General features: G+C 59.9%; 30 protein-coding genes, 1 tRNA gene and 1 other RNA gene. 10 read left to right on the top strand and 22 right to left on the bottom strand.

Annotated elements, in window-relative coordinates; genetic code table 11:
• The first annotated feature begins 7 nt into the window (after positions 1-7).
• Positions 8-778, top strand: coding sequence for an SDR family oxidoreductase (locus FDP28_RS02790; protein ID WP_144659075.1), 771 nt, complete (start codon positions 8-10; stop codon positions 776-778).
• The gene (locus FDP28_RS02785) at positions 778-1827 is read left to right on the top strand and encodes an L-idonate 5-dehydrogenase (protein WP_144659074.1); all 1050 of its coding nucleotides are present in this window, start codon (positions 778-780) and stop codon (positions 1825-1827) included. Before FDP28_RS02790 ends, FDP28_RS02785 begins: the two co-directional genes overlap by 1 nt.
• Here FDP28_RS02785 and FDP28_RS02780 read toward each other — a convergent pair.
• Complete coding sequence (locus FDP28_RS02780) at positions 1811-2557, bottom strand: FadR/GntR family transcriptional regulator (protein ID WP_144659073.1); 747 nt, start codon at positions 2555-2557, stop codon at positions 1811-1813. The two genes, FDP28_RS02785 and FDP28_RS02780, sit on opposite strands and share 17 nt — an antisense overlap.
• Before the next feature lie 252 nt (positions 2558-2809).
• Here FDP28_RS02780 and gndA point away from each other — a divergent pair, with 252 nt between their 5' ends.
• Positions 2810-4246 carry an NADP-dependent phosphogluconate dehydrogenase gene (gene gndA / locus FDP28_RS02775; protein ID WP_144659072.1) on the top strand — a complete coding sequence of 479 codons (1437 nt, stop codon included), beginning with the start codon at positions 2810-2812 and terminating at the stop codon, positions 4244-4246.
• Positions 4247-4351: 105 nt separating this feature from the next.
• On the opposite strand, the gene epsC is transcribed toward gndA, so the two are convergent.
• From epsC to msrA, 3 genes are all read right to left on the bottom strand, one after another.
• Positions 4352-4936, bottom strand: a complete 585-nt coding sequence (gene epsC / locus FDP28_RS02770) for a serine O-acetyltransferase EpsC (protein ID WP_144659071.1) — start codon at positions 4934-4936, stop codon at positions 4352-4354.
• Positions 4937-4977: 41 nt separating this feature from the next.
• Entirely contained in the window at positions 4978-5913 is a 936-nt protein-coding gene (gene cysK / locus FDP28_RS02765; protein WP_144659070.1) for a cysteine synthase A, read from the bottom strand.
• Positions 5914-5980: 67 nt separating this feature from the next.
• Positions 5981-6505, bottom strand: a complete 525-nt coding sequence (gene msrA, locus FDP28_RS02760) for a peptide-methionine (S)-S-oxide reductase MsrA (RefSeq protein WP_144659069.1) — start codon at positions 6503-6505, stop codon at positions 5981-5983.
• A gap of 123 nt (positions 6506-6628) precedes the next feature.
• On the opposite strand from msrA, the gene FDP28_RS02755 reads away from it, so the two are divergent.
• The gene (locus tag FDP28_RS02755) at positions 6629-7555 is read left to right on the top strand and encodes a Nif3-like dinuclear metal center hexameric protein (RefSeq protein ID WP_144659068.1); all 927 of its coding nucleotides are present in this window, start codon (positions 6629-6631) and stop codon (positions 7553-7555) included.
• Between the two features lie 58 nt (positions 7556-7613).
• Complete coding sequence (locus tag FDP28_RS02750) at positions 7614-8351, top strand: zinc ribbon domain-containing protein (RefSeq protein WP_144659067.1); 738 nt, start codon at positions 7614-7616, stop codon at positions 8349-8351.
• A gap of 22 nt (positions 8352-8373) precedes the next feature.
• Here FDP28_RS02750 and FDP28_RS02745 read toward each other — a convergent pair whose 3' ends face one another.
• The gene (locus FDP28_RS02745; RefSeq protein WP_144659066.1) at positions 8374-9138 is read right to left on the bottom strand and encodes a YaaA family protein; all 765 of its coding nucleotides are present in this window, start codon (positions 9136-9138) and stop codon (positions 8374-8376) included.
• Between the two features lie 57 nt (positions 9139-9195).
• Between FDP28_RS02745 and rnpB the strand changes: the two genes are divergently transcribed.
• The 4 genes from rnpB to FDP28_RS02725 all read left to right on the top strand — a co-directional run bounded on the left by rnpB (position 9196) and on the right by FDP28_RS02725 (position 12543).
• Positions 9196-9584: RNase P RNA component class A (gene rnpB / locus FDP28_RS02740), an RNA gene on the top strand.
• 264 nt (positions 9585-9848) lie between these two features.
• Positions 9849-11336, top strand: coding sequence for a glyceraldehyde-3-phosphate dehydrogenase (locus tag FDP28_RS02735; protein ID WP_144659065.1), 1488 nt, complete (start codon positions 9849-9851; stop codon positions 11334-11336).
• A 74-nt stretch (positions 11337-11410) separates the two neighbouring features.
• Positions 11411-11620: a hypothetical protein gene (locus FDP28_RS02730; RefSeq protein ID WP_144659064.1), complete on the top strand. Its 210-nt coding sequence runs from the start codon at positions 11411-11413 to the stop codon at positions 11618-11620.
• Positions 11621-11742: 122 nt separating this feature from the next.
• The gene (locus tag FDP28_RS02725; RefSeq protein WP_144659063.1) at positions 11743-12543 is read left to right on the top strand and encodes an HNH endonuclease family protein; all 801 of its coding nucleotides are present in this window, start codon (positions 11743-11745) and stop codon (positions 12541-12543) included.
• Here the strand turns inward: FDP28_RS02725 and FDP28_RS02720 are convergent.
• From FDP28_RS02720 to orn, 4 genes are all read right to left on the bottom strand, one after another.
• Positions 12528-13340, bottom strand: a complete 813-nt coding sequence (locus tag FDP28_RS02720) for an acyltransferase domain-containing protein (protein ID WP_144659062.1) — start codon at positions 13338-13340, stop codon at positions 12528-12530. The two genes, FDP28_RS02725 and FDP28_RS02720, sit on opposite strands and share 16 nt — an antisense overlap.
• A gap of 3 nt (positions 13341-13343) precedes the next feature.
• Positions 13344-13916 (bottom strand): peptide deformylase, encoded by a 573-nt coding sequence (gene def, locus FDP28_RS02715; protein ID WP_144659061.1) that lies wholly within the window; start codon positions 13914-13916, stop codon positions 13344-13346.
• Positions 13917-14036: 120 nt separating this feature from the next.
• Positions 14037-14112: transfer RNA gene (locus FDP28_RS02710), tRNA-His, on the bottom strand.
• 132 nt (positions 14113-14244) lie between these two features.
• Entirely contained in the window at positions 14245-14880 is a 636-nt protein-coding gene (gene orn, locus FDP28_RS02705; RefSeq protein WP_144659060.1) for an oligoribonuclease, read from the bottom strand.
• A gap of 147 nt (positions 14881-15027) precedes the next feature.
• On the opposite strand from orn, the gene mptB reads away from it, so the two are divergent.
• Positions 15028-16584: a polyprenol phosphomannose-dependent alpha 1,6 mannosyltransferase MptB gene (gene mptB, locus FDP28_RS02700; protein WP_144659059.1), complete on the top strand. Its 1557-nt coding sequence runs from the start codon at positions 15028-15030 to the stop codon at positions 16582-16584.
• Between the two features lie 8 nt (positions 16585-16592).
• On the opposite strand, the gene FDP28_RS02695 is transcribed toward mptB, so the two are convergent.
• The 13 genes from FDP28_RS02695 to FDP28_RS02635 all read right to left on the bottom strand — a co-directional run bounded on the left by FDP28_RS02695 (position 16593) and on the right by FDP28_RS02635 (position 25448).
• Entirely contained in the window at positions 16593-17276 is a 684-nt protein-coding gene (locus tag FDP28_RS02695; protein WP_144659058.1) for a DNA alkylation repair protein, read from the bottom strand.
• Positions 17277-17316: 40 nt separating this feature from the next.
• Entirely contained in the window at positions 17317-17688 is a 372-nt protein-coding gene (locus tag FDP28_RS02690) for a hypothetical protein (protein WP_397320719.1), read from the bottom strand.
• 62 nt (positions 17689-17750) lie between these two features.
• Positions 17751-18149, bottom strand: a complete 399-nt coding sequence (locus tag FDP28_RS02685) for a hypothetical protein (protein ID WP_144659056.1) — start codon at positions 18147-18149, stop codon at positions 17751-17753.
• Between the two features lie 184 nt (positions 18150-18333).
• On the bottom strand, positions 18334-19731 hold the full coding sequence (locus tag FDP28_RS02680) for a pyocin knob domain-containing protein (protein ID WP_144659055.1): 1398 nt from the start codon (positions 19729-19731) through the stop codon (positions 18334-18336).
• An 8-nt stretch (positions 19732-19739) separates the two neighbouring features.
• On the bottom strand, positions 19740-19988 hold the full coding sequence (locus FDP28_RS02675; protein WP_144659054.1) for a hypothetical protein: 249 nt from the start codon (positions 19986-19988) through the stop codon (positions 19740-19742).
• Positions 19989-19990: 2 nt separating this feature from the next.
• Positions 19991-20464 (bottom strand): hypothetical protein, encoded by a 474-nt coding sequence (locus FDP28_RS02670; protein ID WP_144659053.1) that lies wholly within the window; start codon positions 20462-20464, stop codon positions 19991-19993.
• Positions 20465-20472: 8 nt separating this feature from the next.
• Complete coding sequence (locus FDP28_RS02665) at positions 20473-21522, bottom strand: hypothetical protein (protein WP_144659052.1); 1050 nt, start codon at positions 21520-21522, stop codon at positions 20473-20475.
• Between the two features lie 257 nt (positions 21523-21779).
• Positions 21780-23498, bottom strand: coding sequence for a phage tail protein (locus FDP28_RS02660; RefSeq protein WP_144659051.1), 1719 nt, complete (start codon positions 23496-23498; stop codon positions 21780-21782).
• 132 nt (positions 23499-23630) lie between these two features.
• Complete coding sequence (locus FDP28_RS02655) at positions 23631-23909, bottom strand: hypothetical protein (RefSeq protein WP_144659050.1); 279 nt, start codon at positions 23907-23909, stop codon at positions 23631-23633.
• 14 nt (positions 23910-23923) lie between these two features.
• Positions 23924-24343, bottom strand: a complete 420-nt coding sequence (locus FDP28_RS02650; RefSeq protein WP_144659049.1) for an HK97 gp10 family phage protein — start codon at positions 24341-24343, stop codon at positions 23924-23926.
• Positions 24344-24345: 2 nt separating this feature from the next.
• Positions 24346-24762, bottom strand: coding sequence for a hypothetical protein (locus FDP28_RS02645; protein ID WP_064722256.1), 417 nt, complete (start codon positions 24760-24762; stop codon positions 24346-24348).
• A 2-nt stretch (positions 24763-24764) separates the two neighbouring features.
• Positions 24765-25121, bottom strand: coding sequence for a hypothetical protein (locus FDP28_RS02640; protein WP_144659048.1), 357 nt, complete (start codon positions 25119-25121; stop codon positions 24765-24767).
• A complete protein-coding gene (locus FDP28_RS02635) occupies positions 25122-25448 on the bottom strand; it encodes a hypothetical protein (RefSeq protein ID WP_144659047.1) in 327 nt (108 codons plus the stop codon).

Below are 25448 nucleotides of genomic sequence, written 5' to 3'. Positions count from 1 at the left end.
TCACACCATGAGCGCACTTTTTGATCTGACCGGCCAGGTGGCCTTGGTCACCGGCTCAAGCAGGGGGATAGGCAACGCCCTTGCCCGCGGTCTCGCGGATGCGGGGGCTACCGTAGTCCTGAACGGCATCAATATCGAACGCCTGGAGGCGGCGCGGGAGGCGATGTCATCGCAGTACCCCGAGGGCAGGGTCCACAGCCGCGCCTTCGACGTCACCGATGCCGATTCGGCCGCTGAAGGGGTCGCTTGGGTGGAGCAGAACGTTGGACCGTTGGACATCCTGGTGAACAACGCAGGCATCCAGCACCGGGTGCCCATGCTGGACCTGGACGTCAAGGATTGGGAGCGGGTCATCACGACGGACCTCACCAGCGCCTTCCTGGTGGGTCGGGAGGCCGCCCGCCACATGATTCCCCGCGGCCAAGGCAAGATCATCAACATCTGCTCGGTCCAGACCGATCTGGCCCGTCCCACCATCGCGCCCTACGTCGCGGCCAAGGGTGGGTTGCGGAACCTTACCCGTGCCATGACAGCGGAGTGGGCTTCCTCCGGCCTCCAGATCAACGGCATCGCTCCTGGCTACATCCATACCGAAATGACACAGAACCTCGTCGATGACCAGGACTTCAACTCCTGGATCCTTGGCCGTACTCCGGCCAGGCGATGGGGTACGACGGCCGACCTCGCCGGCCCGACGGTGTGGCTCGCATCCCAGGCATCGAACTTCGTGAACGGACAGACGATCTTCGTAGACGGCGGAATGACGGTGGTGGTCTGATGAGCCTCGACCTTCCCGCATCAGGTCCGGCTGTTGTCGCCCACGGCAAGGGTGACCTGCGCATCGAAGACATTCCGTTGGCGCCGCCTGCGGCCGCTGAGTCGGTGGTGGAGATTGCCTACGGCGGAATCTGCGGTTCGGATCTCCACTACTGGTTGCACGGTGCGGCCGGAGAATCCATCCTCAAAGAACCCATGGTGCTCGGCCACGAAATTGTTGGCGTGGTTGTCCGGCAGGCTGCTGACGGAACCGGCCCGGCAGCAGGAACGCCCGTGGCCGTCCATCCTGCGACACCCGCACCAGGAGATGCCAGGTACCCCGAGGACCGGCCAAACCTCTCACCGGGATGCACCTATCTGGGCAGCGCGGCCCGCTACCCCCACACAGACGGTGCCTTCAGCCGCTACGCAAACCTGCCCTCCAGGATGCTTCGCCCGCTGCCGGCGAACCTGGACCTTCGCACGGCTGCGCTGGTGGAACCGGCCAGCGTGGCCTGGCACGCTGTGTCACGCGCCGGTGACGTCAAGGGGAAGACGGCCCTTGTCATCGGCAGCGGACCGATCGGCGCCCTCTCGGTTGCCGTCCTGAAACGTGCCGGCGCCGACCGGATCGTCGCCGTCGACATGCATGACAAACCATTGGAGATCGCCCGCTACGTTGGCGCTGACGCCGTCCTCAAGGGGGACGATGCGGAGGCCATCGCGGCGGTGGACGCCGACGTCGTCATTGAATCCTCAGGCAGCCACTACGGCCTTGCCTCGGCTATCAAAGGTGCTACGCGCGGTGGCAAGGTGGTCATGGTGGGACTGCTTCCGTCCGGGCCCCAGCCGGTATTCATCTCGCTGGCCATTACGCGGGAGCTGGAGTTGCTGGGTTCGTTCCGCTTCAACGACGAGATCGACGACGTCATCGAGGCGCTTGCGGACGGTTCCTTGTATGTAGATCCCGTAGTGACGCATGAATTTGATCTCGCGCACGGGCTGGAGGCGTTCGAGGTTGCCCGGAACTCCGCCGAGTCGGGCAAAGTGCTGCTCAACTTCCAGGAGTAGCGGGCTTCTTTGCGACGGGAACGAAGACGCGGGGCTGGTCATCCCAGCTGGGTGCCAGCTCCGCGATCGTCTGCCGCATGATCTTGGCCGCTGCTTCCCGGGCCAAGTGGCCATCGCCGGCGTCAATCGCATGGGCCACATCCATGTGCCACTGGAGCGCTTCCTTTTGCGGGTGCTCCGGCATCAGGCCATGAACGGTCCGGCCCGTCAAGGTCTCGGTGACTTGCCCGATCAGGTTGGCGAACATTTCGTTGCCCGATCCGGACAACACCAGGGCATGGAAGCGGATGTCGAGGTCCAGGAATGTTGCCATGTCCCCGGCGTCACCGGCCTGCTTCATCGCCAGGGAGATACCCACCAGCTCCTGCCGGAGACTGTCCGGCGCGTTGCCCGCGGCAAGTTCGGCAGCTACGGGCTCGACGGCGGAACGCAACTCGGCCAACGACCGCAATTGCGCACCGCGGCCTTCACCGGCCAGGCGCCAACGAATGACCAGGGGATCGAAGGGATTCCAGCGATGCGCCGGCAGGACCCGGATGCCAACGCGTTTGATGGTTTCGACGAGCCCAAGCGATTGGAGGACACGCACGGCTTCACGCACCACGGATCGCGAGACGTTGAGTTCATCTTCGAGATGCTCAGCCAACATCACGTGGCCCGAGGGAAGGGCGCCACCTACGATCCGGGTTCCCAAATGCTCAATGGCGCGGTGGTGAAGGCTGGTTGACATAGAGGTAAGCATAATGGCGTGGGAGGCCCCTAGTGCGGGTGGGGGTTCCCGGGAGTGGTCGCTGGCCGCGGTGTCGGGGTGCGGACATCATAGACTGTTTATGACGCGGCAGCTTCCACAACGTGGGCGCCGCTTTCCCGCCCAAGGTTTTAATACGTATGGTTTATTTCAGCCCCTGGTTTTGAAATCGTTTCCTCCGTGTCCCCTGAGGGTACGTTGGGACTGTTTGTACACGAACGAATTGGAGTTTTGATGTCAGCACACATCGGTGTCACCGGCCTTGCGGTGATGGGCGCCAACCTGGCCCGCAACCTCGCACGCAACGGCTTCACCGTGGCTCTCCACAACCGCTCCGTGGAAAAGACCGACGCCCTGCTGGAAAAGCACGGCACGGAAGGCGACTTCATCCGCACGGAAACGCTGCAGGAGCTCGTCGACTCCCTCGAAAAGCCGCGCCGCGTCCTCATCATGGTCAAGGCAGGCGCTCCCGTCGACAACGTGATCGAGCAGCTTGAACCGCTGCTTGAAGCCGGCGACATCATCATCGACGCCGGTAACTCGCACTACGAGGACACCCGCCGCCGGGAAGCCGCGCTGGCCAAGAAGGACCTTCACTTTGTAGGCGTCGGTGTCTCCGGTGGCGAAGAGGGCGCACTGAACGGCCCGTCCATCATGCCGGGCGGTTCCCGCGAGTCCTACGACGCCCTCGGCCCGCTGCTGGAGAAGATCTCCGCCAAGGTCGACGGCGAGCCCTGCTGCGCATGGATCGGCACCGACGGCGCCGGCCACTTCGTCAAGATGGTCCACAACGGCATTGAGTACGCCGACATGCAGGTCATCGGCGAGGCCTTCGACCTCCTCCGCTCCGGCGCGGGTATCGAGCCGGCCGAGCAGTCCAAGATCTTCGCAGAGTGGAACAAGGGCGAGCTGTCCTCCTTCCTCATCGAAATCTCCGCTGAGGTCCTCGGCCACGTTGACGCCAAGACGGGCAAGCCCTTCGTGGATGTCGTCGTTGACGCCGCCGGCCAGAAGGGTACCGGACGCTGGACCGTCATCTCCGCCCTTGAACTCGGATCGCCTGTCTCGGGCATCGCTGAGTCTGTGTTCGCCCGCGCGCTGTCCTCCCAGACCGAGCAGCGCAAGCTCGGCCAGGAACTGCTCGCTGGCGAAGAGGCTTCCGTGGAGATCCCCGAAACGTTCGTTGAGGACGTCCGTCAGGCTCTGTACGCCTCCAAGCTGGTCTCCTATGCCCAGGGCCTGGACATGCTGACCTCCGCTGCCAAGGAGTACGGCTGGGACCTCAAGCTGGACGAGATCGCTTCCTTGTGGCGCGCAGGCTGCATCATCCGTGCCGAACTGCTCAAGGACATCACCAAGGCCTACGCAGCCGACGAGAAGCCCGCCAACCTGCTGTTCGCTCCGGCCTTCACCAAGGCCATTGCAGATGCGCTCCCGGCCTGGCGCCGCGTTGTCGCTACCGCCGTGCAGCTCGGTATTCCGGTACCGGTCTTCTCCTCGTCGCTGGCGTACTACGACGGCCTCCGCCGCAAGCGCGTTGCCGCTGCCTTGATCCAGGGCCAGCGCGACCTCTTCGGCGCACACACCTACGGCCGCGTGGACACCGAAGGAACGTTCCACACCCTCTGGGGCGAAGACAAGTCCGAGATCTCGGCAGTCGACACCCACTAGCGCCACCAACGGCAAAGGCCGGCCCCTCCCGATCAGACTGGGAGGGGCCGGCCTTTGCCGTACTGAGTCAAAGTGAGGTTTGGTCACCGTGACGTTTGGCGCGTTCTAGATCCGGTATTCGATGTAGTACTCGGCAGGATCCACAGCAGGTTTGGTCTCGGACCGTGCATCACGGTGCCGCCACGTCGCCGGAATGCCGGTGATGATTGACTCCGGGGGAGCGTCCTTGACCACCACGGCATTTGCTCCGACTGCGCTGTCCGCTCCGATGGTGATGGGGCCCAGAACCTTGGCGCCCGCACCAATCGTGACGCGGTCACCAATCGTGGGGTGGCGCTTGACCTTGGCCAATGAACGGCCGCCGAGGGTGACACCGTGATAGATCATCACGTCGTCGCCGATCTCGGACGTCTCACCAATGACGACGCCCATGCCGTGGTCGATGAAGAACCTGCGGCCGATTGTGGCACCGGGGTGGATTTCAATTCCGGTCAGGAACCTGGCCAGCTGCGAAATCAAGCGGGCAGGAAACCTCAGTGCCGGGTTTTGCCAGAGCTTGTGCGTGACGCGGTGCGCCCAAATGGCATGCAAGCCGGAGTATGCGAAAAAGTTCTCGAAAGAACCTCGCGCCGCCGGGTCGTGGGACCGGGCGGCGTCGAGGTCTTCCTTAAGTCTTGCGAAGAAGCTCACAAAGACCTTTCTACAGGAAATGAAGGAATGCAGGCGTTGTGTTAGCTGCGGATGTCATCAAACAGCACAGTGGAGATGTAGCGCTCTCCAAAGTCACAGACGACCGCAACGATCAGCTTGCCGGCGTTCTCCGGACGCTTGGCCAGTTCCAGCGCGCCCCACACGATGGCACCGGAAGAAATGCCGCCAAGGATGCCTTCGCGGGCACCGAGGTCACGGGCAACGCGGACGGAATCCTCGAGCGTGGCATCCAGGACCTCGTCGTAGACATTGGTGTCCAGGATTTCGGGGACGAAGTTGGCACCGATTCCCTGGATCTTGTGGGGGCCGGGTGCTCCGCCGTTGAGGATGGCCGAGTCTTTCGGCTCGACGGCAACAATCTGCACGCCGGGCTTGCGTTCCTTGAGGACCTGGCCGACGCCGGTGACGGTGCCGCCGGTGCCAACGCCTGCGACAAAGATGTCAACTTCGCCGTCGGTGTCTTCCCAGACTTCCTCGGCCGTGGTGGCGCGGTGGATCGCCGGGTTTGCCTCGTTGGCGAACTGCTGGGCCCAGATGGCGTTCTCCGTGGTGGCGACGATCTCCTGGGCCTTCTCGACAGCGCCGCGCATGCCTTCGGAACCGGGGGTGAGGACGATCTCGGCACCGTAGGCGCGGAGCATGACCCGGCGTTCGGTGGACATCGTTTCGGGCATGGTCAGGATGACCTTGTAACCGCGGGCAGCACCGACCAGGGCCAGTGCGATACCGGTGTTGCCGGAGGTGCCCTCAACGATCGTTCCGCCTGGCTTCAAGGCGCCGGACTTTTCCGCAGCGTCAACGATGGCCACGCCGATGCGGTCCTTGACGCTGTTGGCCGGGTTGTAGAACTCGAGCTTGACCGCAACCTGGGCGTCCAGGCCTTCGGTCAGCCGGTTCAACCGAACCAGCGGAGTGCGGCCGACCAGCTGGGTGACGTCGTCGTAGATCCTTGCCATGAAAATTTACGCCTATCTCTGAAGAGGGAATGCTGAGGTCAGCCTAACCAGCGGGAACGAAACCTTGCTAAGCAGTAAGCCATGCAGAGTAATATTTCCTCGCCTTGGCCAGCTTGGGATTAATGATCACCTGGCAATACCCCTGATAAGGGAACTTGGCATAGTAATTCTGGTGAACTTCCTCGGCCTCGTAGAAGTCCGGGAGCGGGACCACCTCGGTCACAATCGGATCGGACCAGAGGGCCTGGGCGCGTTCGATGGCTTCCTCGAACAACACCTTCTCTTCCGTGGTGGTGTAGAACATGGATGACCGGTACTGGGTTCCGACGTCGTAGCCCTGGCGGTTCAAGGTGGTGGGGTCGTGGAGGGCGAAGAACATGTCCAGAATGACGTCCTCGGGAACCACGGTTTCGTCAAAGGTCACTGCAACGACCTCCGCGTGGCCCGTGGTTCCGGAGCATACCTCGTAGTAGTCGGGATTGCGGACGTGGCCCCCGGTGTAGCCGGAGACCACCGAGCTGACGCCACGGGTCTTCTGGTAAACGGCGTCGAGGCACCAGAAGCAGCCGCCGCCAAGTACGAAAGTTTTCATGTTCTCTTCAATGGTTGGGATGTCCTGATGATTCCCGTTTCACCTTACGGGAGAATTACGGCTCCCGGCAGATACCCGGCGGCAAGGACTGCCTGATCCGGCACGGTAGTGAAGAATAGGAACATGGAAGCAGTAAACACTGGCATTTCTGATGCGGATTCCGTCGAAGAGGACGAAACAGAACACGACGAAACAGAGGGAGCCAGCGGCGAACCCAGCCTCGGCCAGGTGTTGCTGGCTGTGGAAGAGCTCTGGCCCGAGTCGCTGGCCGAGGATTGGGACGAAGTCGGTCTGGTGGTCGGGCGGCCCACGGTTCCGGTGACCAAAGTACTGTTCGCCGTGGACCCCACCCTGGCTGTCATTGACGAAGCCATCGAATGGGGCGCCGAACTGCTCATCACCCACCACCCCTTGCTGCTCAAAGGCGTGAATTCGGTGGCGGCAACCACGGCCAAGGGCCTTGCCGTTCACCGGCTGATTGAAGCGGGCACCGGCCTGCTGACAGTGCATACGAATGGTGACTCAGCCGTCGGTGGAGTGTCGGACGTGCTCGCCGACGCCTTCGGGCTGGAGAACGTCGCGCCGCTGACGGCCGCATCCAACGGATTGCCTGAGGAAGGAATCGGCAGGGTGGGTGATCTTCCGGAGCTTGAAACCCTGGGTGACTTTGCAGCACGCGTCTTTGAAATGCTCCCGGCCGTTGCCGGCGGTGTGCGGGTGGCCGGTGACAAGGACGGCCTTGTGCGGCGCGTGGCGGTCTGCGGGGGCGCCGGGGACAGCCTGTTCGACGCCGTCCGGGCCAACCATGCCGACGTTTACGTCACGGCAGACATGCGGCACCATCCGGCTTCGGAAGCGCGGGAAGGCGCCACGAACGGCCGTCCCTACCTGATTGACGTTTCGCATTTTGCCAGTGAATGGCTGTGGCTCCCGGCTGCGGCCGAAGCATTGGGCAATGTCCTCGCGGACCAAGGCTACGACGTCGACATCCGCGTCAGCAGCACCAACAGCGACCCTTGGGACTTCATACTGACTCCAGGCGGCGACTAGAGTCTAGGAAAGATCCGGACCTGATCTCCAGGTCCGGCGGCGACAAGCGGAGGTAAGCGTGGCAAAAGCGGCACCGGCAGAACAATTGAAATTGCTTGAACTGCAGGGACTGGATGCCAAGCTCAAATCGCTGGCCGGCCGCCGGAAGGTGTTGGAAAACGATCCCCGCATTACTGACCTGACCGATGCCCTCGCGGTGGCCAACGGTGAACTGGGGGCTGCCAAAGTAGCCGTCCACGACGCTGAAGCCGAACTCCGCCGGGCGGAAGCCGACGTCGAGCAGGTTGCCTCGCGGATCGAACGTGACGAAACCAGGCTCAACAGCGGTACCGGACTGTCCAAGGACCTGGTGGCTCTGCAGAATGACATCGCCTCGCTGACCAAGCGCCGATCGGACCTTGAAGACGTTGAACTGGAAATCCTGGAGCGCCTGGACACCCTGCGCGAACGCCAAGCTGCCCAGCAGGCCATCGTTGATGACATCCAGGGCTCCTTCGGCAGCATCCGTGCGGAGCTGGATGAAGCCATCGCAGAGATCGCTGCCGAGGAAACGGTGGTCCGCGGACAGCGGGCAGCCTTCGCCGAGGCCCTGGATGCAGGGATGCTCGCAGTCTACGAAAAGACCATCGCCAAGCGGGGAGTCGGTGCTGCCCGGCTCTTCCATGGAAAGTCCGAAGGCTCGGGGATGATGCTCAGCCCCGGCGACCTCGCCGAGGTCAAAGCCGCTGCCGAGGACGACATCGTTTTCTGCCCGGACTCGGGCGTGATCCTTGTCCGTTCGGCGGAGTGGAACTGACCTCCGCTGTGGACCCGGGGGCCTAGCCCGTCAGGATGATGTTCAGCGCGTGCGGTTTGCGGGCAGTGCCTTCAACAAGTTCGGTGGTCCAGTGCTCGCTGGATGCTTTGAGGAGCTGTTGGGGAGTTGCCGGCGCCTTGCCACGCCTCGTCAGCAGATGCCTGGCCAGTTCACCACGGGTGTGCTTGGCAAAGTGGCTCACCACCGTGCGCTTGCCGTTGGCCTCGTTGAACACGTTGACGGTCACCGTCTGCTCGGCCGGGGGAGCCCACGCCGCGGCGTAGGTGCTCGAGCGGCAGTCGATAAGCAGCTCTCCTTCCGAGCGTTCGGCCAGGGCGGCGTTAAGCTGCGGCTTCCAGTAGGAGGCGAGGCGTCCGACGTCGGGCAGTGCGGTTCCCATGGACAGGCGGTAGGCCGGCACGTGGTCGCCGAAGCCGATGGCGCCCCAGAGCGCCGAGACGACAAGGATGGATTCTGTGGCCTTGCGCCGCTGTGCCGGGGTCATGCTCTTGAAGCCCAGGGCGTCGTACAAGACGCCGGAGTAGACCTGGTGCGCGGGGGCCGCCGGTTCGGCGTGGAGGCGGGTATTGCGCTCGACGTCGTCACGCAAGGAGGCGCCGACGCCCAGCAACGCAAGGGCGTCCTCGTGCGCGCTCACTGTTCCCAAGGCTTCGAGGACCTTCGCCCGATACGGGTTCAGTTCCGGAAAGCTCAATGCCTCCCAGTCAATGGCGGGGCCTTTGGTGGCGGCGGTCTTGCCTTCTGAAGGCGGCAGGAGAATCAGCACCAGTCGATATTACCGGTGACTCAGGCCGCCTTGGACGCCGGTAGACTGTACGGCGGATGGGTTGACCAGGCGGCCGCGCGTCACGAAAGTGGCTCGAGGAACGTCCGGGCTCCGCAGAGCAGGGTGGTGGGTAACGCCCACTCGGGGTAACCCGCAGGCCAGTGCCACAGAGAACAGACCGCCTGCATTTCCGGTATTGCACCGGTTGCAGCAGGTAAGGGTGAAACGGTGGTGTAAGAGACCACCAGCTCCCCGGGTGACCGGGGAGGCTAGGTAAACCCCACCCGGAGCAAGGCCAGACAGGACACGTTCGAGGGCTGCTCGCCCGAGTGTCCGGGTAGGCCGCTGGAGGGCGTCGGCAACGGCGTTCGTAGATGGATGGCCGCCACTCCCTTGTTGGCAACGACAACGGATGACAGAACCCGGCGTATCGGTCAACCCATCCATTTATGACTGCCGGGATCACGGGCGTGTGAGTGATTTCACGCCTTCGGGACGACTATGCCCCGCCCTTCCCGCCTAGAATGGTTACTGAACGTAGATGTTCTGCCGCCGGGACTGCGTTCGCAGCCGGCGGATTTTCTTTGCTCTCGTTCAAGGCGCTGTGGGTGGACCGAAGCCCGCTGGCGCATGTGCCGCAGGACTACTCCGGGCGGCCGCTGCCATCTGCATACGAGGACGTATGTGGTTGACCCAAGGAAGGTAGTTCTGTGAGCCAGACGTCAGATTCTTGTCTTGATAAGTGGATGGGCCGGGAGGCTCTCGCCGAGGCCATGATTCCGGTGATCGGCCGGTTGTACCGGGAAAACAACGTGGTCACCAGCATCCACGGCCGGAGCTTGATCAACAAGTCCACCATGAACATCCTCAAGGCCCACCGCTTTGCACGCCGGATGAGCAACCACGAGCTCCTGCTCGAAGAGACCGCACCCCTTCTGAATGCCCTCACTGAGCTGGAACTCGGCGCCGCTGCCATCGACATCGCGCGTTTGACGGAGAAGTACCGTGCAGAAGGCAATGGCGCCTCCCTGGACGAGTACTTGCGGTCCGAATTGGCCGAGATCGTGGGCAGGCGCGGCGCTGACGACCGCACCAGCACCGACGTCGTTCTTTACGGTTTTGGGCGCATCGGCCGCCTGCTGGCACGCCTCCTGATCGAAAAGGCCGGTGGCGGCCACGGCCTCCGCCTGCGCGCCATCGTGGTTCGCAAGGGTGCAGACAACGACCTCGTCAAGCGTGCGAGCCTGCTGCGCCGCGACTCCGTCCACGGCTCCTTCGAAGGCACCATCCGCGTGGATGAGGAAGCCAACACCATCACGGCCAACGGAGTCCAGATCCAGGTCATCTACTCGGACAACCCCGCGACCGTCGACTACACCGCGTACGGCATCAAGGATGCGTTGGTTGTCGACAACACGGGACGTTGGCGCGACGCCGATGGCCTCTCCCAGCACCTGCAGAGCAAGGGCGTTGCCCGCGTCCTGCTGACCGCGCCGGGCAAGGGCGAGCTCAAGAACATCGTCCACGGCATCAACCACCGCGACATCAACGACGACGACAAGATCGTCACCGCGGCGTCCTGCACCACCAATGCCATCACCCCTGTGCTGAAGGCCATCAACGACAAGTTCGGCATCATCCACGGACACGTCGAAACGGTCCACTCGTTCACCAACGACCAGAACCTGATCGACAACTTCCACAAGGGCGACCGTCGCGGACGCTCGGCCGCGCTGAACATGGTGATCACCGAGACCGGTGCTGCAAAGGCCGTCGCCAAGGCTCTTCCCGAACTGCAGGGAAAGCTCACCGGCAATGCCATCCGCGTACCCACGCCGGACGTCTCCATGGCCATCCTGAACCTCAACCTTGAGAACGGCACCACCCGCGAGGAAGTCAACGACTACCTCCGCGAGATGTCCCTGCACTCGGATCTCCGCAAGCAGATCGACTACATCGATTCCCCTGACGTAGTTTCCACCGACTTCGTTGGATCGCGCCGGGCCGGCATCGTTGACGGACTCGCGACCATCTCCAACGACAAGAACCTCGTGCTGTACGTCTGGTACGACAACGAGTTCGGCTACTCCTGCCAGGTTGTCCGCGTCATGGAAGAAATGGCCGGTGTGAACCCGCCGTCCTTCCCCGCCAAGGATGTCATCGCTCCGATTGCTGTACTGGAAACTGCTGACGCCTGATACCCAAGCAGTTCTCACGGGTTTCCCGGCCGGGTCACTGGAATCGGCCGGGAAACCTGAGCAGAATGGCACTCATGGACAACGAATCAACCATCGAACATGAGACCACGCTCGAACATGCCTTGGACGTGGCCAAGGCCAACCATAAGCAAGCCCAGAAGCTCCTGGACCAGGCAGTCGCGGCCAATGCTGCCGGAGACGTTTCCGACGAGCGCGTGGAGCAACTGCGCGGACTTCTGGAAGTGGCTGCCGAGGACCTTCAACGCGTGATGCGCGAGCAATAAAGGAGCCCGCTTTCAGCCACGGTGCGGTGTGACTTCTCCTACACACTGTGGATACCGACTCTGACTGTCGGGGCCTTGCCATACGCTCGTAGGACACACCCTGCCCCACTGGATGGAGTCCCTTGAGCATCACCTGGTCCGCCTACAAACGCGCCCGACGTCGGTCACGCCAAGCATGGGCGGTTCTGGCCCTGGCTGCCGCCACCATTGCTGCGGGGCTGTCCTGGTTCTTCACCACGGGTCAATTCGATGCAGCCCAACCTGCGCAGTCCGGACCACGCGAAGCTCCGGTCTACAACCCCGAGTGGATGAAACCTGTCCGCGGTGCAGCAGCGGTAGCCCCTGAAAAAGCTGCGGACGCCCTGGAGCGCCTTCCTGTCAAAGGCCGGGCGGCGAAATCGGACTACGACAGGGCCGCGTTCGGGCAGGCCTGGGCCGATGCGGACCGTAACGGCTGCGACACCAGGAATGACATCCTTCGCCGCGACTTGACGGCGGTCAAGTTCACGGAAGGTTCCTCCTGCAAAGTTGCTTCGGGCATGTTGAACGAGCCTTACACCGGGCGCCAAGTGTCGTTCGAGCGGGGGCAGGACACCAGCTCGGCGGTGCAAATTGACCACGTGGTGGCCTTGGCGGACGCTTGGCAAAAGGGAGCCCAGCAGTTGACCGTCCAGCAGCGGCAAACCCTCGCCAACGACCCCCTGAATCTGATCGCGGCCGATGGGCCGGCAAACGTCAAGAAGGGGGCAGGGGATGCCGCCACGTGGCTCCCGGCGAACAAGAACTTCCGCTGCCACTATGTCGCACGGCAAATTTCCGTCAAGACCGCATACCACCTGTGGGTTACCCAGGCCGAGAAGGATGCCATGAAGGGCGTGCTCTCGTCCTGCCCCGGACAGCAAACGATCTACAGCGCCAGGTGACCGTGCCCCAGCTGCCAGGTGCCGCCGTCGTCGATCCGCTCCAGGACCACTCGCTGGAGGGACGTTTCCCGGGGGAGTTTGTCCAGGTCTTTCAATCCCCGTTGCCGGAAGGTGAAGTAGACGGCGTCGGTGGGAGCGTCCGTGCAGCGGTCAACGGTGAACCGCCGGGCAAAGGAGGCGATGTTGCTGTGTGGGAGCCGCTCCGCAAGATAGGGATCCAGCATCCATGAATCGCAGGTGGCCAGTGTTGCCGGCTTGTCCGCAAAGTGATGCGTGAAAAAGGCGCGGGCTTCGGCAAAACTCTGGTCCACCAGGGCAGGGGAGAGGCCGCCGTCTTCCGGGATATGCACACCCAACACCCAGGACGAGGCAGCACCGTCGGCTGGAACGAGGTGGAACTGCAGCCTGCCAAGCCGGAAGAGGTTGCCGGCCATATGCAGCGTCAGCCAACCCCACGTATCCAATCCGAACCGGCCGTGAACCCGCCGGTTGATCCGCAGCTGCAAGCCCACGTCGGCCAGTGACGCCGCCGAAACGGCAGGGCTGATGCCCAATTCCAGGTGGTAGGCATGGACGGAGGGAGCGAAGCGCAGGAGTGCTTCGATCCAGGTTTCCTCCGATGCTCCCTCTGCCTTGATGCTTTCCAATGGAAAGGTGCCCAACCGCGCTGTCATGGCATCCAGGGCTTGCGTCACGCTGGTGTCAGCAGGGGTGGACAGCAGACGTGCACACTCCGGCGCATCCTCGGCGCTGATGTCCAGAAGGGTAAAGAGCTCGGTGTGGGTGCCGGCGATCATGGGTCAGTGTCCGAACGGATCAGGGTCGACGCCGGGCATCCAGGTCAGGCCGGGCACGCCCCAGCCGTTCTTCTTGGCTTGCTTCATGGCCTTCTTCGAGTAGCGGTCCACCAGGCGGTTGACGTAGAGCTTGCCATCCAGGTGATCGAACTCGTGTTGAATGATCCGGGCGAACCAGCCGGTCGCTTCGAATTCCACCGGGTTGCCATCGCCATCAAAGCCTTGGACCCGCGCCCATTCGGCGCGCTGCAATGGGTAGTACTCGCCGGGGAAGGACAGGCAGCCTTCAACGTCTTCATCCGGATCAGGAAGTGCGCCCGAGACCTTGGACAGGGTAAGTACCGGGTTGACCAGGACACCCTGCGGCGGGACGTCGTCCTCGTTGTCGTACTTGTAGACGAAGATGCGCTTGCCCACACCGATCTGGGGTGCCGCGAGTCCAACGCCGTTCGCGGCGTCATTCGTCTCGAACATGTCCGCGATCAAAGTCCGCAGTTCGTCGTCGAAGACTTCCACTTCACTTGCCCGGCGGTGCAAGACGGGTTCGCCCCAAATAGTCACTGGCAGGACGGTCATGTCGGTTCTTCCTCTGGTTATCGCTGGGGTCCGGGATGTTCCGGATCCGGGTTAAAAGCAAAGGCCGCACCGGATAACCGGTGCGGCCTTTGTGGAAACCGGCTCTGCAGCCAATCTCGGTGGGGTGAGCTACGGGGGTTGAACCCGCGACCTCCTGGACCACAACCAGGCGCTCTGCCAACTGAGCTAAGCCCACCATGTGCCCTCTGCGGCTAGTCCGTTTGACCGGCTTTCCTCGAAGGCAACGACAAATAGCTTACCTGCTGTTTTGGGGTGCGAAGTCCACTTTTGCCGGTTTTGGCGAAAAAACCTTCAAAAATGGCGCAGATCACACTGCCTCGCTGGATCCCAGGGTTTCGGCACTGGCGATGATCTCCTTGGAAATGCGCTGGGCCGTGGCGGTGTCCGGGCCCGGAGCTGGAACAAAGACGGCCTCGCGGTAGTAGCGGAGCTCGTCGATGGAGTCCTTGATGTCACCCAGGGCGCGGTGGCCCCCGTGCTTTGCAGGCGACTGGAAGTAGGCGCGCGGGAACCAACGCCGTGAAAGCTCCTTGATGGTGCTGACATCAATAACGCGGTAGTGCAGGTGTTCCACGATGTTCGGCATGTCCCGCGCCAGGAACATGCGGTCCGTTCCCACGGAGTTGCCGCCCAAAGGGGCCTTGCGGGGATCCGGAACCCATTTCTCGATGTATTCCAGGACCTGGGCTTCGGCCTCGGCCATCGTCTTTCCGAACGGGAGCTCGTCCAGGAGTTTGGACCGGGTATGCATGTCGCGAACAAAATCGTTCATCTGTTCCAGCGCGGCATCATCGGGCTTGATGACGACATCGACGCCGTCACCGAGGATGTTGAGCTCGGAATCCGTCACCAAGGCGGCTACTTCGATCAAGGCGTCGTTCTTAAGGTCAAGACCGGTCATTTCGCAGTCGATCCAGACGATGCGTTCATTAGTAATAGGCACGCGCCTAGCCTATCCTTCCGGCCGTTCCAAGTGCTCCGATGGTACGATTTTTGAGCGCGGCAGTGTCGTTTCTTCCTGTCGCTTAAGCCCCGAAGACGCAGAACTTTTGTCCCGAAATTACCGGGCGAACGATTGGATGACGACTACATGACGGTGCCCGTACCCGCCGCCCAGAAGGCAGGGACAGCAGCGCCGACGGCGGATGCTGTAACCAGCGAGGTGGATAACGCACGTTCCCCGCTGATCGCCGGTTTCATTGGTTCGATGTTCATGGTGGTCGGTTCCCTGGGCGTGGGTTGGCTGGCGCCCGTGTCTGAACTCCGGCGGTTACCGCTCTTTATCTGGATGCGGACCGAGGGCACAGGCGTCGCGCTCTCCATCGTTCTTCTGGCCATCGGCGGGATGCTGTTGGTGCGGGCCTGGCTGCGGTTGGGCCAACGTGTCCGGGTTTGGGGCCTGGAAGCCCGGAAAGCCACGCTGCAGGCAGTGGTGGCTTGGGGTCTGCCCATGATGTTCACGGTCCCGCTGTTCAGCAGGGACGTTTACGCCTACATCGGTCAAGGCCGCCTCATGGTCGAGGGCATGAATCCGTACAAGAACGGTATCTCCGCCCTGCCCAATTACTTCCAGTTGGGTGCCGACAAGATGTGGACTGAAGCTCCGGTCCCGTACGGGCAGTTGTTCTTGTGGATCGAGCAGTTTGTCGTCTGGGTAACCAATGTCCAACCGGAAGCCAGCGTTATGCTTTTCCGGCTGGTTGCCTTGGTGGGGATTGTGCTTTGCATTGTGTACGTACCCAAGCTGGCGGAGCTTCACGGAGTCAATCCGCACCGTGCTCTGTGGCTGACGGCGGCCAATCCGCTGTTCCTCACCAACTTCATCGCCAGCGTACACAACGATGCCCTCATGATCGGCCTCGCTCTGGCCGGCCTCTACTACTGCGCGACCCGCCGGGTCATTCTGGGCATCGTCCTGGTGACTCTGTCGATCTCCGTCAAGCCCATCACCATTGTGTTCCTGCCCTTCATCGGACTCCTCTGGGCGGGCAAAGGCGCATCCTGGCCGCGAAAATTCCTGTATTGGTTCCTTACCGCGGGCATCAGCTTCGGGCTGCTGTACGCCCTGAGCCTGGTCAATGGCTTTGGATTCGGCTGGATCAACGGACTCTCCGCTCCGGGCAGCATCTGGATCTGGTACGCGCCCGTGGGGCTGATCGGCTTGGTTGTCGCATCGATTGTCAACGTCTTTGGCCTGGACGGATGGGGCATGGCGAAGTGGGTTTACGACGCCGGCAAGGTCCTCATGGTTGGCGCCGTTGCCTGGCAGATCTTCCGCGGCGACTACGACCGCCTGATGCGTCGACTGACGCTGGCTTTTGCTGCAATCGTTATTCTAGCTCCGATGATCCAGTCCTGGTACGTGGTGTGGTTGATTCCGCTCTTCGCTGTTACAGGTATCCGCAACGACTGGCAGGTCAAGGCTGTCTACTTCATCGTGTCGTTCTTCATGGTGTACGCCATCTCCGACCAACTGGACGTCTTCCCGTACCTGCAAAGTGAAGACCTGGGGCTCGCCCTTACGTTGGCCAGGAATGCCGCCGCGATCATCGCGCTCCTCTTCGCCGTCTACCTGATCTTTGTGGATCCGAAAACCAAGAGTCTGTTCCGCAAGCGGGATGAGCCCGGACACCGTCCTGTCATTTGAGCAGCAGGTCATGCTGGCAGTAGCCGAGTTGCTTCCCTCTTGGATAACTGGCTCAGCGCCGCAAGGTTTTCTTCGACAAAGCCGCGGACCCAGCCGGGATCAGTCTTGCTGTACTCGCGCAGTGCCCAACCGATGGCTTTCCGGATGAAGAACTCTTTGTCAGCCAGATTTGCTGTGACTACTTGAGCCAGGAGCTCGGTGTCCGTCGTGGATTTTGCTCCCAGTTGCGCCGTGATGGCTGCCCTGCGGATCCACATGTCCGCATCGTTGGCCCACCGAAGCAGCAGCGGGGTCATGACGTCCCGGTGGGCCAACAGAAGTGCGCAGATCCGGTGTGATACCCCATCTACGAGGTCCCACCAGGCACCGGTCCGGATGATTTCCTCATAGATCGGGAGCATGCCCAGATCTCCCTTGACCATCCGCAGGCCGGTGAGGTCGATGGCCGCGTAGCGTTCTTCCCGGACCACGGCTTCCCGCCAGAGAGTCAGGACTGCCGTTCGCAACTCTTCCGGTGACGATGGGGGGAACTCCTTGGCCACCGAGCTGACAATCCTGCGCACCTCCGGCACCCTGACGCCACGGGAAGGCATCTCGGACTTCATGTAGGCCTGGGCGCCACGGGCACGCTCGGCGTCGCCCGCGGCGCGCAACCTTGTACGAATGGATTCAACGAGGGCTGCAGTGGACATGCACCAACTCTAGGGTGGTTTCGGGATGCCGGGGGATCGTTCAAGCCCCGGCACCCACCAGTTCACCGGTTGTGGTGTTGACCATGAGGCCGCCGTCGCCCTCCGAATCCTCCAGCCCTGCCGGCACCGATTCATCTTCCGGTGGCACCTGGTCCTCGTCATTGTCAGCGGCGTTCCAGTCGCCTGCCGCTGGCGGATTGCCTGAGTCTTCCGTCACCGGGACTGACTCAAGGGGTGCCGGAGCGGTCCCGTTCATGCGGGTGAAGTTGGCTGAGCCCCACATGAGGTCATGGCCAACAGATTCAGCATCGATTTCCGCGACGTGGTAGATGCGGCCCTCATGCTCCCACTGCCTTAGCCGAAGCTTCCCAACGACCAAGACCCTTTGCCCTTTCTTGACGCTGCAGCCCACATGTCCGGCAAGGTAGCGAAATGACTGCACTGTATACCATTAGTCAGTTTCATATGGTGCTACTACTTTCGAAAGCTCTCCAGTTCCTGCTTCATCAGCTCGGCAAGGGCCTTGATCGTGTCGAAAGTTTCTGTGGCTTCGATCTCTTTTCTGAAGAGGCGGTCTACGCTCAGCTTGGCCTTGACTGACGCCTCAATGACTTCCTTGCTTCCCACGATCTGCAACCTGTAGATGGAGTTGTACATCAGGGAGTAGTGATCGTCGTCGGCCTCCCGCAAATAGCGAGACCTTTTGAAGGGACTGACAGCGGCTAAGAACTCTGAATAAGCCTCAAGCTTGGCATCTCGGAGCCATTGGTCATGCTCTGTCAGCCGGTCGCGCTTGAGCTTGTAGACAGCCACAAGGCCGTTGATGAGGGCAGCACCGAGAGCGCCACCAAGGAGAGGCAATAAGAATTCCATGCCCTCAACATACAGACCGGCCCTGACACAGGAGAGTAGTCAGGGCCGGTGGGTCTATTCGGTTATGCGGTCTTCGGGAGGTTCCGTCTCCTGCGGGGTGCCGCTGCATAGGGCGCACACTCCGGTAGGGATGAATGGATCAACGTCCACGCAGTCGCCTTGGTGGTTCTTAGTCATTAGTTTCCTAGAGGTTTGGGATACCGCCGTCAGCGGCACCGGGTAGGGAAGTAGGCCATGCATCCGTGGTCTGCCACTTCACCGTGAAGTCACAGATAACGGAGTCGGTTACTCCGATGATCGTTGCGTTGGTGGCACCAAAGCCGATGACCACTCTTGCCAGCGATGAACCGACAGAGCCAACACCAGTGACGGTGTGAGCGTTGCGGAAGCCATACGGCAGAGTTGCGTTCAGCGTGCCCACGGTTCCAACAACACCGGCCACGTTGTCCAGAGCCAGACCACGCAACTCAACTTCTGATCCAAAGCGGCGAAGCTTGATGATGCCAGCAGACCACTTGGACGTGTCCAGATAGTCGCTGATGTTGCGTACGCCGGTATCTCCGTAGATGAGCTGGCTTCGGTTGTTCAGCTCATCCCACATGTAGATAGCGCGTCCTGCCGTCTGGTCAATGACAGTGTTGCGGAAGACACGCCACGGACCCCATGTGCCGGAAACAAGTGAGCGCTGGAACTGGATTTGTCCCTGTGCGTTGCTGACGGTCCAAGCAATCTGAGTGACCACAGAGGATGTGCGAGCTTGCACCATAAGGTTTACACCGATAGCCATGGATGGAGCGCTGTTGGGCATTCCGGCCATGTCCGAACCTGTAGCAAAGTACATGCCGGAAACAATCACGGTGTTCCAGTCGGTGCCAGCGGCAAGCTGTACCGGGTTCACGATTCCTCCCGGATCACCCTTCACGCCTTGGATGCCCTGAAGACCTTGGATGCCTTGGATGCCCTGTGGTCCTGTGTCGCCCTTGATGGCTCCGATGTTGCCGCCGTAGACCCATGTTCCACTCTGGTACTGGAAGAAGTCGCGGCTGGATGGGTAAAGGAAAATATCCCCTTCAAGCGGATTAGCGACGTTGAAGTAATCAGGTGTTCCAGCGCCACTGTAGAACCAGCGGGAACCACGGATTCCTTGTGGTCCAGGAATCACGGAAGCGGGGCCAACAGGGCCAGTCTCTCCCTGAAGTCCACGGACAACCGCGTTACCCTCAGAGGCGGCTACAGGCGTTGCGTCAGCAAGGTCTGTGACCACTTCGGAAGGTACCGAGATGTTGATGGGTGCACGGTGGTAAGGACGGCCAGCAATGGCAAGATCAAACACAACGCGGTAGGTCCACTTGAGCGGATTCAAGGAAGCGTTGTCTGTTCCCAGTAGCTCGACAGTGAATGCGCCGTCTACCAGCTCCACAGTCTTAGGTGTCGGGAGAATGGTTGTCTTCGGTGTTGTCTCGGCACTGAGCAAGTAGTCAGGTTCAGCCACGAAAGTAACTGAGCCTGTGATGGCTACTGTCTCACCGGCAACGGTGTCATCGAATCGGCCCTTTACGGTGCCATAGGTTAGTTCGGTCATGCGGGTTCCTAGGTGATGAGCTGGTAAACAGCAGCTCGAATGGCTTCGTCTGTGACGGCTGCGGGATCAGCGCCGGGGTTCACAACTCCGGTGTCAAAGGCGTACTCGTAAGCAGCCACAAACTGATTGCTGACAAGCCAGATATTCTCTGCGGCCCATGCAGGGGCGTTCTTGATTCCGGCTGATGCTGCACATGCGGCTACGCGGTCAAGGATGAACGGGTCTTTAGCGCAACGCGCTTGATTCAGGTAGCTCATGATTAGACCGCCGTGAATCCGGATGTGTTGGCGTAGTAGGTGATGTTGTCCAGACCGATAGCAAAGTTAGTTGTTGCTACGTTGGTGAATCCGTTGCACCAGAATTGGACCATTCCCGTTTTGCGCACATAAATAATTCCGTAGTAACCCATCTGCGGAGTTGTCGGAACCATAAACATCTTGTCATCCACCGGAGTTGGCTCAAGCGGAATGGTGAAGAGGTCATACTGTTGGGCTGCGTTCATGGAGATGGTTGTCTGAGTGGTGCCAATAAGCCCTTCAAGCTTGATCATCTTTCCTTCACGTACCCAGCGGGGCACGGTGAATGGAGCGCCGTACGCCTTGTACAGGGAGCCATAGCCGGTGATGTTCTTATAGCGCGGTGAGAGCGCCGTCTTGAGTGCCGCCGTGTAATCCGCCACTTCATACAGCGGGGTATCAGGCAGCATTTGTGGATATAGTCCTGAGGTATCCATTTGGTTCCTTAAAGTCTTGCGCCAATAGCGCGGAGGTCTTGAGAAGTCATAGTTTTGAATTGCGAAACTTTGTAAGCACTTGCCACAGGATCAGCAGCCAGTGAATTACGGGTCAGGGCAGGAGGGGCCGAATATTCAACCGGCTCCACTTCCAGCTCTAGGGACTGTTCAGCGCCCAATGTCAGGGAGCCGCCACGGACCCTGAGGAACTGCGGGAGCAGACCGGGTGCGCCGGATATCTTGATGAGCTGACCGAATCGGAATTCTTCTGTGTAGAGAAGATCGAATGCCGGTGTGTAGGTGATGTTCTTCAGTACAAGCGAGAGAGTTTCGTTGACCGTCCACTGAGGCGAACCTTGAGAGGCAATGATGTTCTCTGCCTTAGTGACCAATGGCCCTGCCGGTGTGAATCCAACGGAGACAGCCCATGCCATATCCGATTCCAGAGAGCGCTCCTGTGGGGAGTTCTTTCTGACGGAGTATTGGTCACTACGGACAAACTCATATTCGATTTCTTCACCACCGGGGGTGAGGGCTTCACGGTAGGAGACCTTCACCTGATTCACGAGCGTTGTGGAGGACTTCACGAACGGAACATCCACGATGGCACCGGCTGACAGGTCAGGGACTCCGGTTATCTCGGAGGGCTTCACGTCATCGGTTCCGGCGTCCAACAGAAGCACCTTAGGAAGTTTCAGGTCAGGGCTTGCCTGTACCACTCCATCAACGGCAATGGCCGGTTTGCCCATAGCCATAACCGTTTTCTGGTAAGCCTCAAGAGCTGGCAGGGAGTCAACGTCACGACGGCCTACGCTTACAGCCTTGGCGTCAGGTGAGTTGTCCACCTTGAACTGAACTCCATAGTCGCTGGATGCGTCATTGATCCTTTGGGTACGGGATGACACAGACTCCCAAAGCCACGGTTCAGCGGAGAGCCTGAGCTTTCCGGCTTCTGCCAGAGCGTCTGAGGCCATGACGTTGAGCTTGTAACCGCCCACGGCACGAGTCCCACCGGGCACATGTGACATGTGGTCATCGGCAATGAGGATTTCCTCCACCTTGCCTGTGAACAGGCGTACGGGAGTTCCTGCCCCACCATCGACCTTGACCGGGTCACCAAGGGAAGGAATCCACGATTCCTGGCCCCTTGGAATCCACAGCGACATGACACAGCGGGTAGGTTCGGGGTGATCAAGGCAGGAGTCACCGCCCCACGTGATCTGAACACCTGACATGACTGTTGGGGTGTCCGGATAACTTGAGGCTGAGACTGCCCATGAGCTGGCTCCAATGGTCATGGAGCTGATGCGGATGGCTACCATAGCGAACCTCCAACAGCGAGGTTTCCGTTACGGACGGCATCCGCGTTCAGAAGGCTCTTGATCTGCTTGGCTGTGGCAACAGGATCAACAGCGCCATTGACAGTGACGTTGTAGTTGTTCACTACGGTCTTCCCGCCACGGCCACCACCAAGGACGGTGCCAAGTGTGAGGCCACCAGTCGCGCCGATACCGAGTTCACCCGGCATTGCTGCAAAGGCTCCGGTGAATTCGAATCCTGTTCCACCGACACCCATGACCTTCATAACGTCACGGAGCCATCCCGGTACGGAGAATCCGTTGAACAGGTTAGAAACCCATCCGATGACATTTTGGATTGCACCAGTGATGTTGTTGAATCCACCGATGATGAAGTTAATGACTCCGGACACAATAGACTGTGCTGTGGAGAAGGCAGAGCTGAAAGCAGAGCCTACGAAATTCGTTACCGATGAGACGACGCTAATTATGCCTTGGATAATTCCTGTCACGGTGCTGATGTAGGAGCGTGCGATTGAAGCAACAAATGAGAATCCGCTTGAGAAGAAACTCTGAATGTTGCTTACGACGTCACCTACGAAACTACCGACGCCACGGAAGATGGATTCGAAGAAATTACCGATGTTGCGTAGGGTGTTACGCAGGAAGTTCCAATAATTGTTGAATACGTCCGTTGCGAATTTGACGAAGCTGTTCCACACGTCAGAGGCCCATTTGGACACGTTGGCCCACAGATCACCAAAGAATGTGGTCTGAGTCGCGAGGTAGATAATGAAGCCAATGAGCGCGGCCACAGCAACACCGATGAGCACAAACGGGTTGAGTGCTGCAATGACGTTCATGATGCCCATTGCCACGTTGAGCACGAGGATTGCACCGGCAAGGATGCCGATGACCACAGCGAGAGTCTGAACAACTCCGGCGTTCTGCTGTACCCACTTGGCAACTTCAGCCAGCACGGAAGCGGCTTGAGTCATGATCGGGAGAAGTACCTGACCAAGAGCGGCTGATGCGTCCTGCCACTTGGCCGTTGCAATGGCCTGTTGACCGGCTGCGGTTCCTGCCTCACGTCCGAACGCTCCAAGAGCATCCTTACCCTGATTCTGGATCAAGGTCATGATGGCTGCGGCCTTGGCCTGATCGTAAGCAGCTCCAGTGAGCTTGTCTGTTCCGTCAGCGGCCATCTGAGCCTTGATCTTGGTCTCAGAGAGGCTGATACCGTAGCGCTCGATTGGGTCCATCTCACCCTTCAGGGCAGAGGACAGAGCGTCCACAGCCTCAGGAACCGTTCCACCGAACTGAGCAGCAAAGTCAGCACCGTAGGTGATGAGCTTGTCAGTCTTGGATGCAAGCTGATCGAGAGGGGTTCCAGCGTTCTTGAGCTGGGAACCTAGGAGGGCTGAGTACTTGGCGTAATCAGAGCCTGAGAGTCCCAGGTTCTGCGCGGAGGTCTTAGCCAGCTCTTTTACAGAGCTAGCGTGATCCTTGAATACCGCGTCAACGGCACCAAAGTTCTGTTCAGCCTCAGAGGCCATCTTTCCGGCGCTGACAGCGATAGCGCCGATACCTGCCACAACGGCTGCGGCAGGAACGGCAAGCTTGCTAGCTACGGATTGAAACTTGTCCAGCTTGGATACAGAGGCATCCATCTTGGACGAAAAGTCCTTAGCATCAGAGACAATCTTGACGCTGAGAATAGCTGTTTTTGAGGCCAATTAAATCATCTCCTTCTCGATGCTTCGGCTTCTTGCTCCATGAGCTTGAAATAGTGCTTGAGTATGGGTTCATCCAGCTCTGTGAAGTACTGGAACGGAATTCCTGTGTGATAGCTAAGTGCTACTACCGCTTCAGTTGCCGGTTGTAGCTGGAAACTCGGCCTCATCTTCTTCATCAGCCGGTTCAAGGTTGGCGATGGTGTTGAGGAATTCCTCAGGCTTGGATTCAGCGGGAATCTGGCCCGTACGCAGAAGTGCACAGAAGGTGACCAGTCCCATGAAAAGGAATTCATTGCCTTCACGAGGTGGGAAGTTGAGGCGGTTACGTAGTACGTCATAGCGGATGAGGTCCGCCATCACGGCCTTTGCCTCATAGGTCTTGTCATCAGTTGTCGTAACTGTGAAGTTCATTAGTGCGGCCATTTTTACTCTCCTGTAATGCCGTCAAGGACTTTCATAAGCCCTTCGAAATAGTTATCGACCCATTGGGGTTCGGTTTGTTTTGCTGCCATGGCTATCCATGGCTGAGGTTTGAGGGGGTGCGCTCGTCCTAGGGAGTCCGTGAATCCGCCGGGTGTGCCGTAGTGGAGCATTCCGCCGTAGGGCATCTTTGCGTTACCAGCTCGGATGATTCCGGCCTTCTGAGTGGCACCAGCTCGAATGGTGTTGCGGATACTTCCGCCTCTTGGGTCGCCCACCGGAGCCAAGGCCTTAGCTACAGGAACCACAATGTTTGCGGCTTCCTTGTTCAGGCGTGACAGGTCTTTCATGTCCGCGCCTGCGGCCTTCATGGTCTTTCTGAGACGCTTACCGCCCTCAACCTTGACTCCGATGAACTCACCCATAATTAGGAAACAGCCGCGATAACCGGCGCTCCGATGACAACAAATGAGAAGTCAGATGTTGGCTTGCTGTTTACGTCGCCACCAATTTCGATAGCTTCGGCTACAAGGGAACCGGTGATTTTCTTACCCTTGGCAGTGTTCGGGATGAACTCAAAGACGTGAGTCTGTCCACGCATAGCAAAGAGCTTTTCGGTTGTGCCGTTGGCAGTTCCAAAGTCCTGTAGAAGGGTGCCTTCCAGAGTCCAAGACTCCGTACGGTCACCGGCAACGGATTCTCCGGAAAGAACGTTGATGGAGTCTCCCTGATCCACGGAGGGAACAAGGCGGCAAGAGGTGACCTGGCCTGAGAAGTTGACGAGAGCAGTAGTAGCGCCGATTGTGAGTGAACCGGCACCAACGGTGATTGTGTTGACAGCCATTTCTAATCCTTTGTAATAGTGGCTTGAAGTGTGAGCAAAAGACCCGGTACCGGATCAGGGCCGCTGACATTCGGAATGTTGAGGGAGATAGGTTCCGCCTCAACTACTTGGAATACAGAGCGGAATTTGGCAAGCAAGTCCTGAAGGTCATTGAGTGACTGGACCGTGCCCTTGTTTGATGTGAGTAGATAGACATTGAACTCTGCTGAGTAGTTGTCACCATCAAGCAGATCGAAAGTCATGGTTCCCGGCTCTACAACTGCGCCGGGAAGCTGAAGCTTTTTAGGTTCAGACGTTGCGTTGATTCCCGCATTGATTAGGCCGGTTACGATTTCATCTAGTGCGTCTCCGAATAGCATTTAGCCCACCATTGGCTTCGTAAATGAATCAAGATTCAGGAGACGCGCAATATCGTTGTCGTAACGCGGCACGAATGTAGCGACATCACCAATGGCTGTGACTCCACCGGGTGAATTGCGCCTTTGATACATACGTGCCGCGAGCATGATCGCACCAAGCTTGGTGGTATCTGCCCAATAAAAACCTGACGGATCAAGGTCAATATTGGGCAGCGAATCCACGTAGCCAATAGTGGCGGCGGTAACCAACTCAAGAGCTTTCGTATCGTCTGCTGTCGGCTGTCCTGTATGTCCCAGCCAGTCGAGAACTTCTTGAGTTGTGATCAT

The sequence above is a fragment of the Paenarthrobacter nicotinovorans genome (assembly GCF_007670255.1).
Classification (GTDB): Bacteria; Actinomycetota; Actinomycetes; order Actinomycetales; family Micrococcaceae; genus Arthrobacter; species Arthrobacter nicotinovorans_B.
Note: the sequence above shows the minus strand (reverse complement) of the source record. Positions and strands in the feature narration are given on the sequence as shown.

Coding starts and splice junctions, on each gene's coding strand:
- def (WP_144659061.1), bottom strand. CDS start 13,916: ATGACCGTCCTGCCAGTGACTATTTGGGGCGAACCCGTCTTGCACCGC.
- FDP28_RS02730 (WP_144659064.1), top strand. CDS start 11,411: ATGGACAACGAATCAACCATCGAACATGAGACCACGCTCGAACATGCC.
- gndA (WP_144659072.1), top strand. CDS start 2,810: ATGTCAGCACACATCGGTGTCACCGGCCTTGCGGTGATGGGCGCCAAC.
- FDP28_RS02720 (WP_144659062.1), bottom strand. CDS start 13,340: ATGATCGCCGGCACCCACACCGAGCTCTTTACCCTTCTGGACATCAGC.
- FDP28_RS02785 (WP_144659074.1), top strand. CDS start 778: ATGAGCCTCGACCTTCCCGCATCAGGTCCGGCTGTTGTCGCCCACGGC.
- FDP28_RS02755 (WP_144659068.1), top strand. CDS start 6,629: ATGGAAGCAGTAAACACTGGCATTTCTGATGCGGATTCCGTCGAAGAG.
- FDP28_RS02650 (WP_144659049.1), bottom strand. CDS start 24,343: ATGGGTGAGTTCATCGGAGTCAAGGTTGAGGGCGGTAAGCGTCTCAGA.
- FDP28_RS02675 (WP_144659054.1), bottom strand. CDS start 19,988: ATGAGCTACCTGAATCAAGCGCGTTGCGCTAAAGACCCGTTCATCCTT.
- FDP28_RS02645 (WP_064722256.1), bottom strand. CDS start 24,762: ATGGCTGTCAACACAATCACCGTTGGTGCCGGTTCACTCACAATCGGC.
- FDP28_RS02685 (WP_144659056.1), bottom strand. CDS start 18,149: ATGGAATTCTTATTGCCTCTCCTTGGTGGCGCTCTCGGTGCTGCCCTC.
- cysK (WP_144659070.1), bottom strand. CDS start 5,913: ATGGCAAGGATCTACGACGACGTCACCCAGCTGGTCGGCCGCACTCCG.
- FDP28_RS02695 (WP_144659058.1), bottom strand. CDS start 17,276: ATGTCCACTGCAGCCCTCGTTGAATCCATTCGTACAAGGTTGCGCGCC.
- FDP28_RS02640 (WP_144659048.1), bottom strand. CDS start 25,121: ATGCTATTCGGAGACGCACTAGATGAAATCGTAACCGGCCTAATCAAT.
- msrA (WP_144659069.1), bottom strand. CDS start 6,505: ATGAAAACTTTCGTACTTGGCGGCGGCTGCTTCTGGTGCCTCGACGCC.
- mptB (WP_144659059.1), top strand. CDS start 15,028: ATGACGGTGCCCGTACCCGCCGCCCAGAAGGCAGGGACAGCAGCGCCG.
- FDP28_RS02670 (WP_144659053.1), bottom strand. CDS start 20,464: ATGGATACCTCAGGACTATATCCACAAATGCTGCCTGATACCCCGCTG.
- FDP28_RS02680 (WP_144659055.1), bottom strand. CDS start 19,731: ATGACCGAACTAACCTATGGCACCGTAAAGGGCCGATTCGATGACACC.
- FDP28_RS02790 (WP_144659075.1), top strand. CDS start 8: ATGAGCGCACTTTTTGATCTGACCGGCCAGGTGGCCTTGGTCACCGGC.
- FDP28_RS02635 (WP_144659047.1), bottom strand. CDS start 25,448: ATGATCACAACTCAAGAAGTTCTCGACTGGCTGGGACATACAGGACAG.
- FDP28_RS02655 (WP_144659050.1), bottom strand. CDS start 23,909: ATGAACTTCACAGTTACGACAACTGATGACAAGACCTATGAGGCAAAG.
- FDP28_RS02780 (WP_144659073.1), bottom strand. CDS start 2,557: ATGTCAACCAGCCTTCACCACCGCGCCATTGAGCATTTGGGAACCCGG.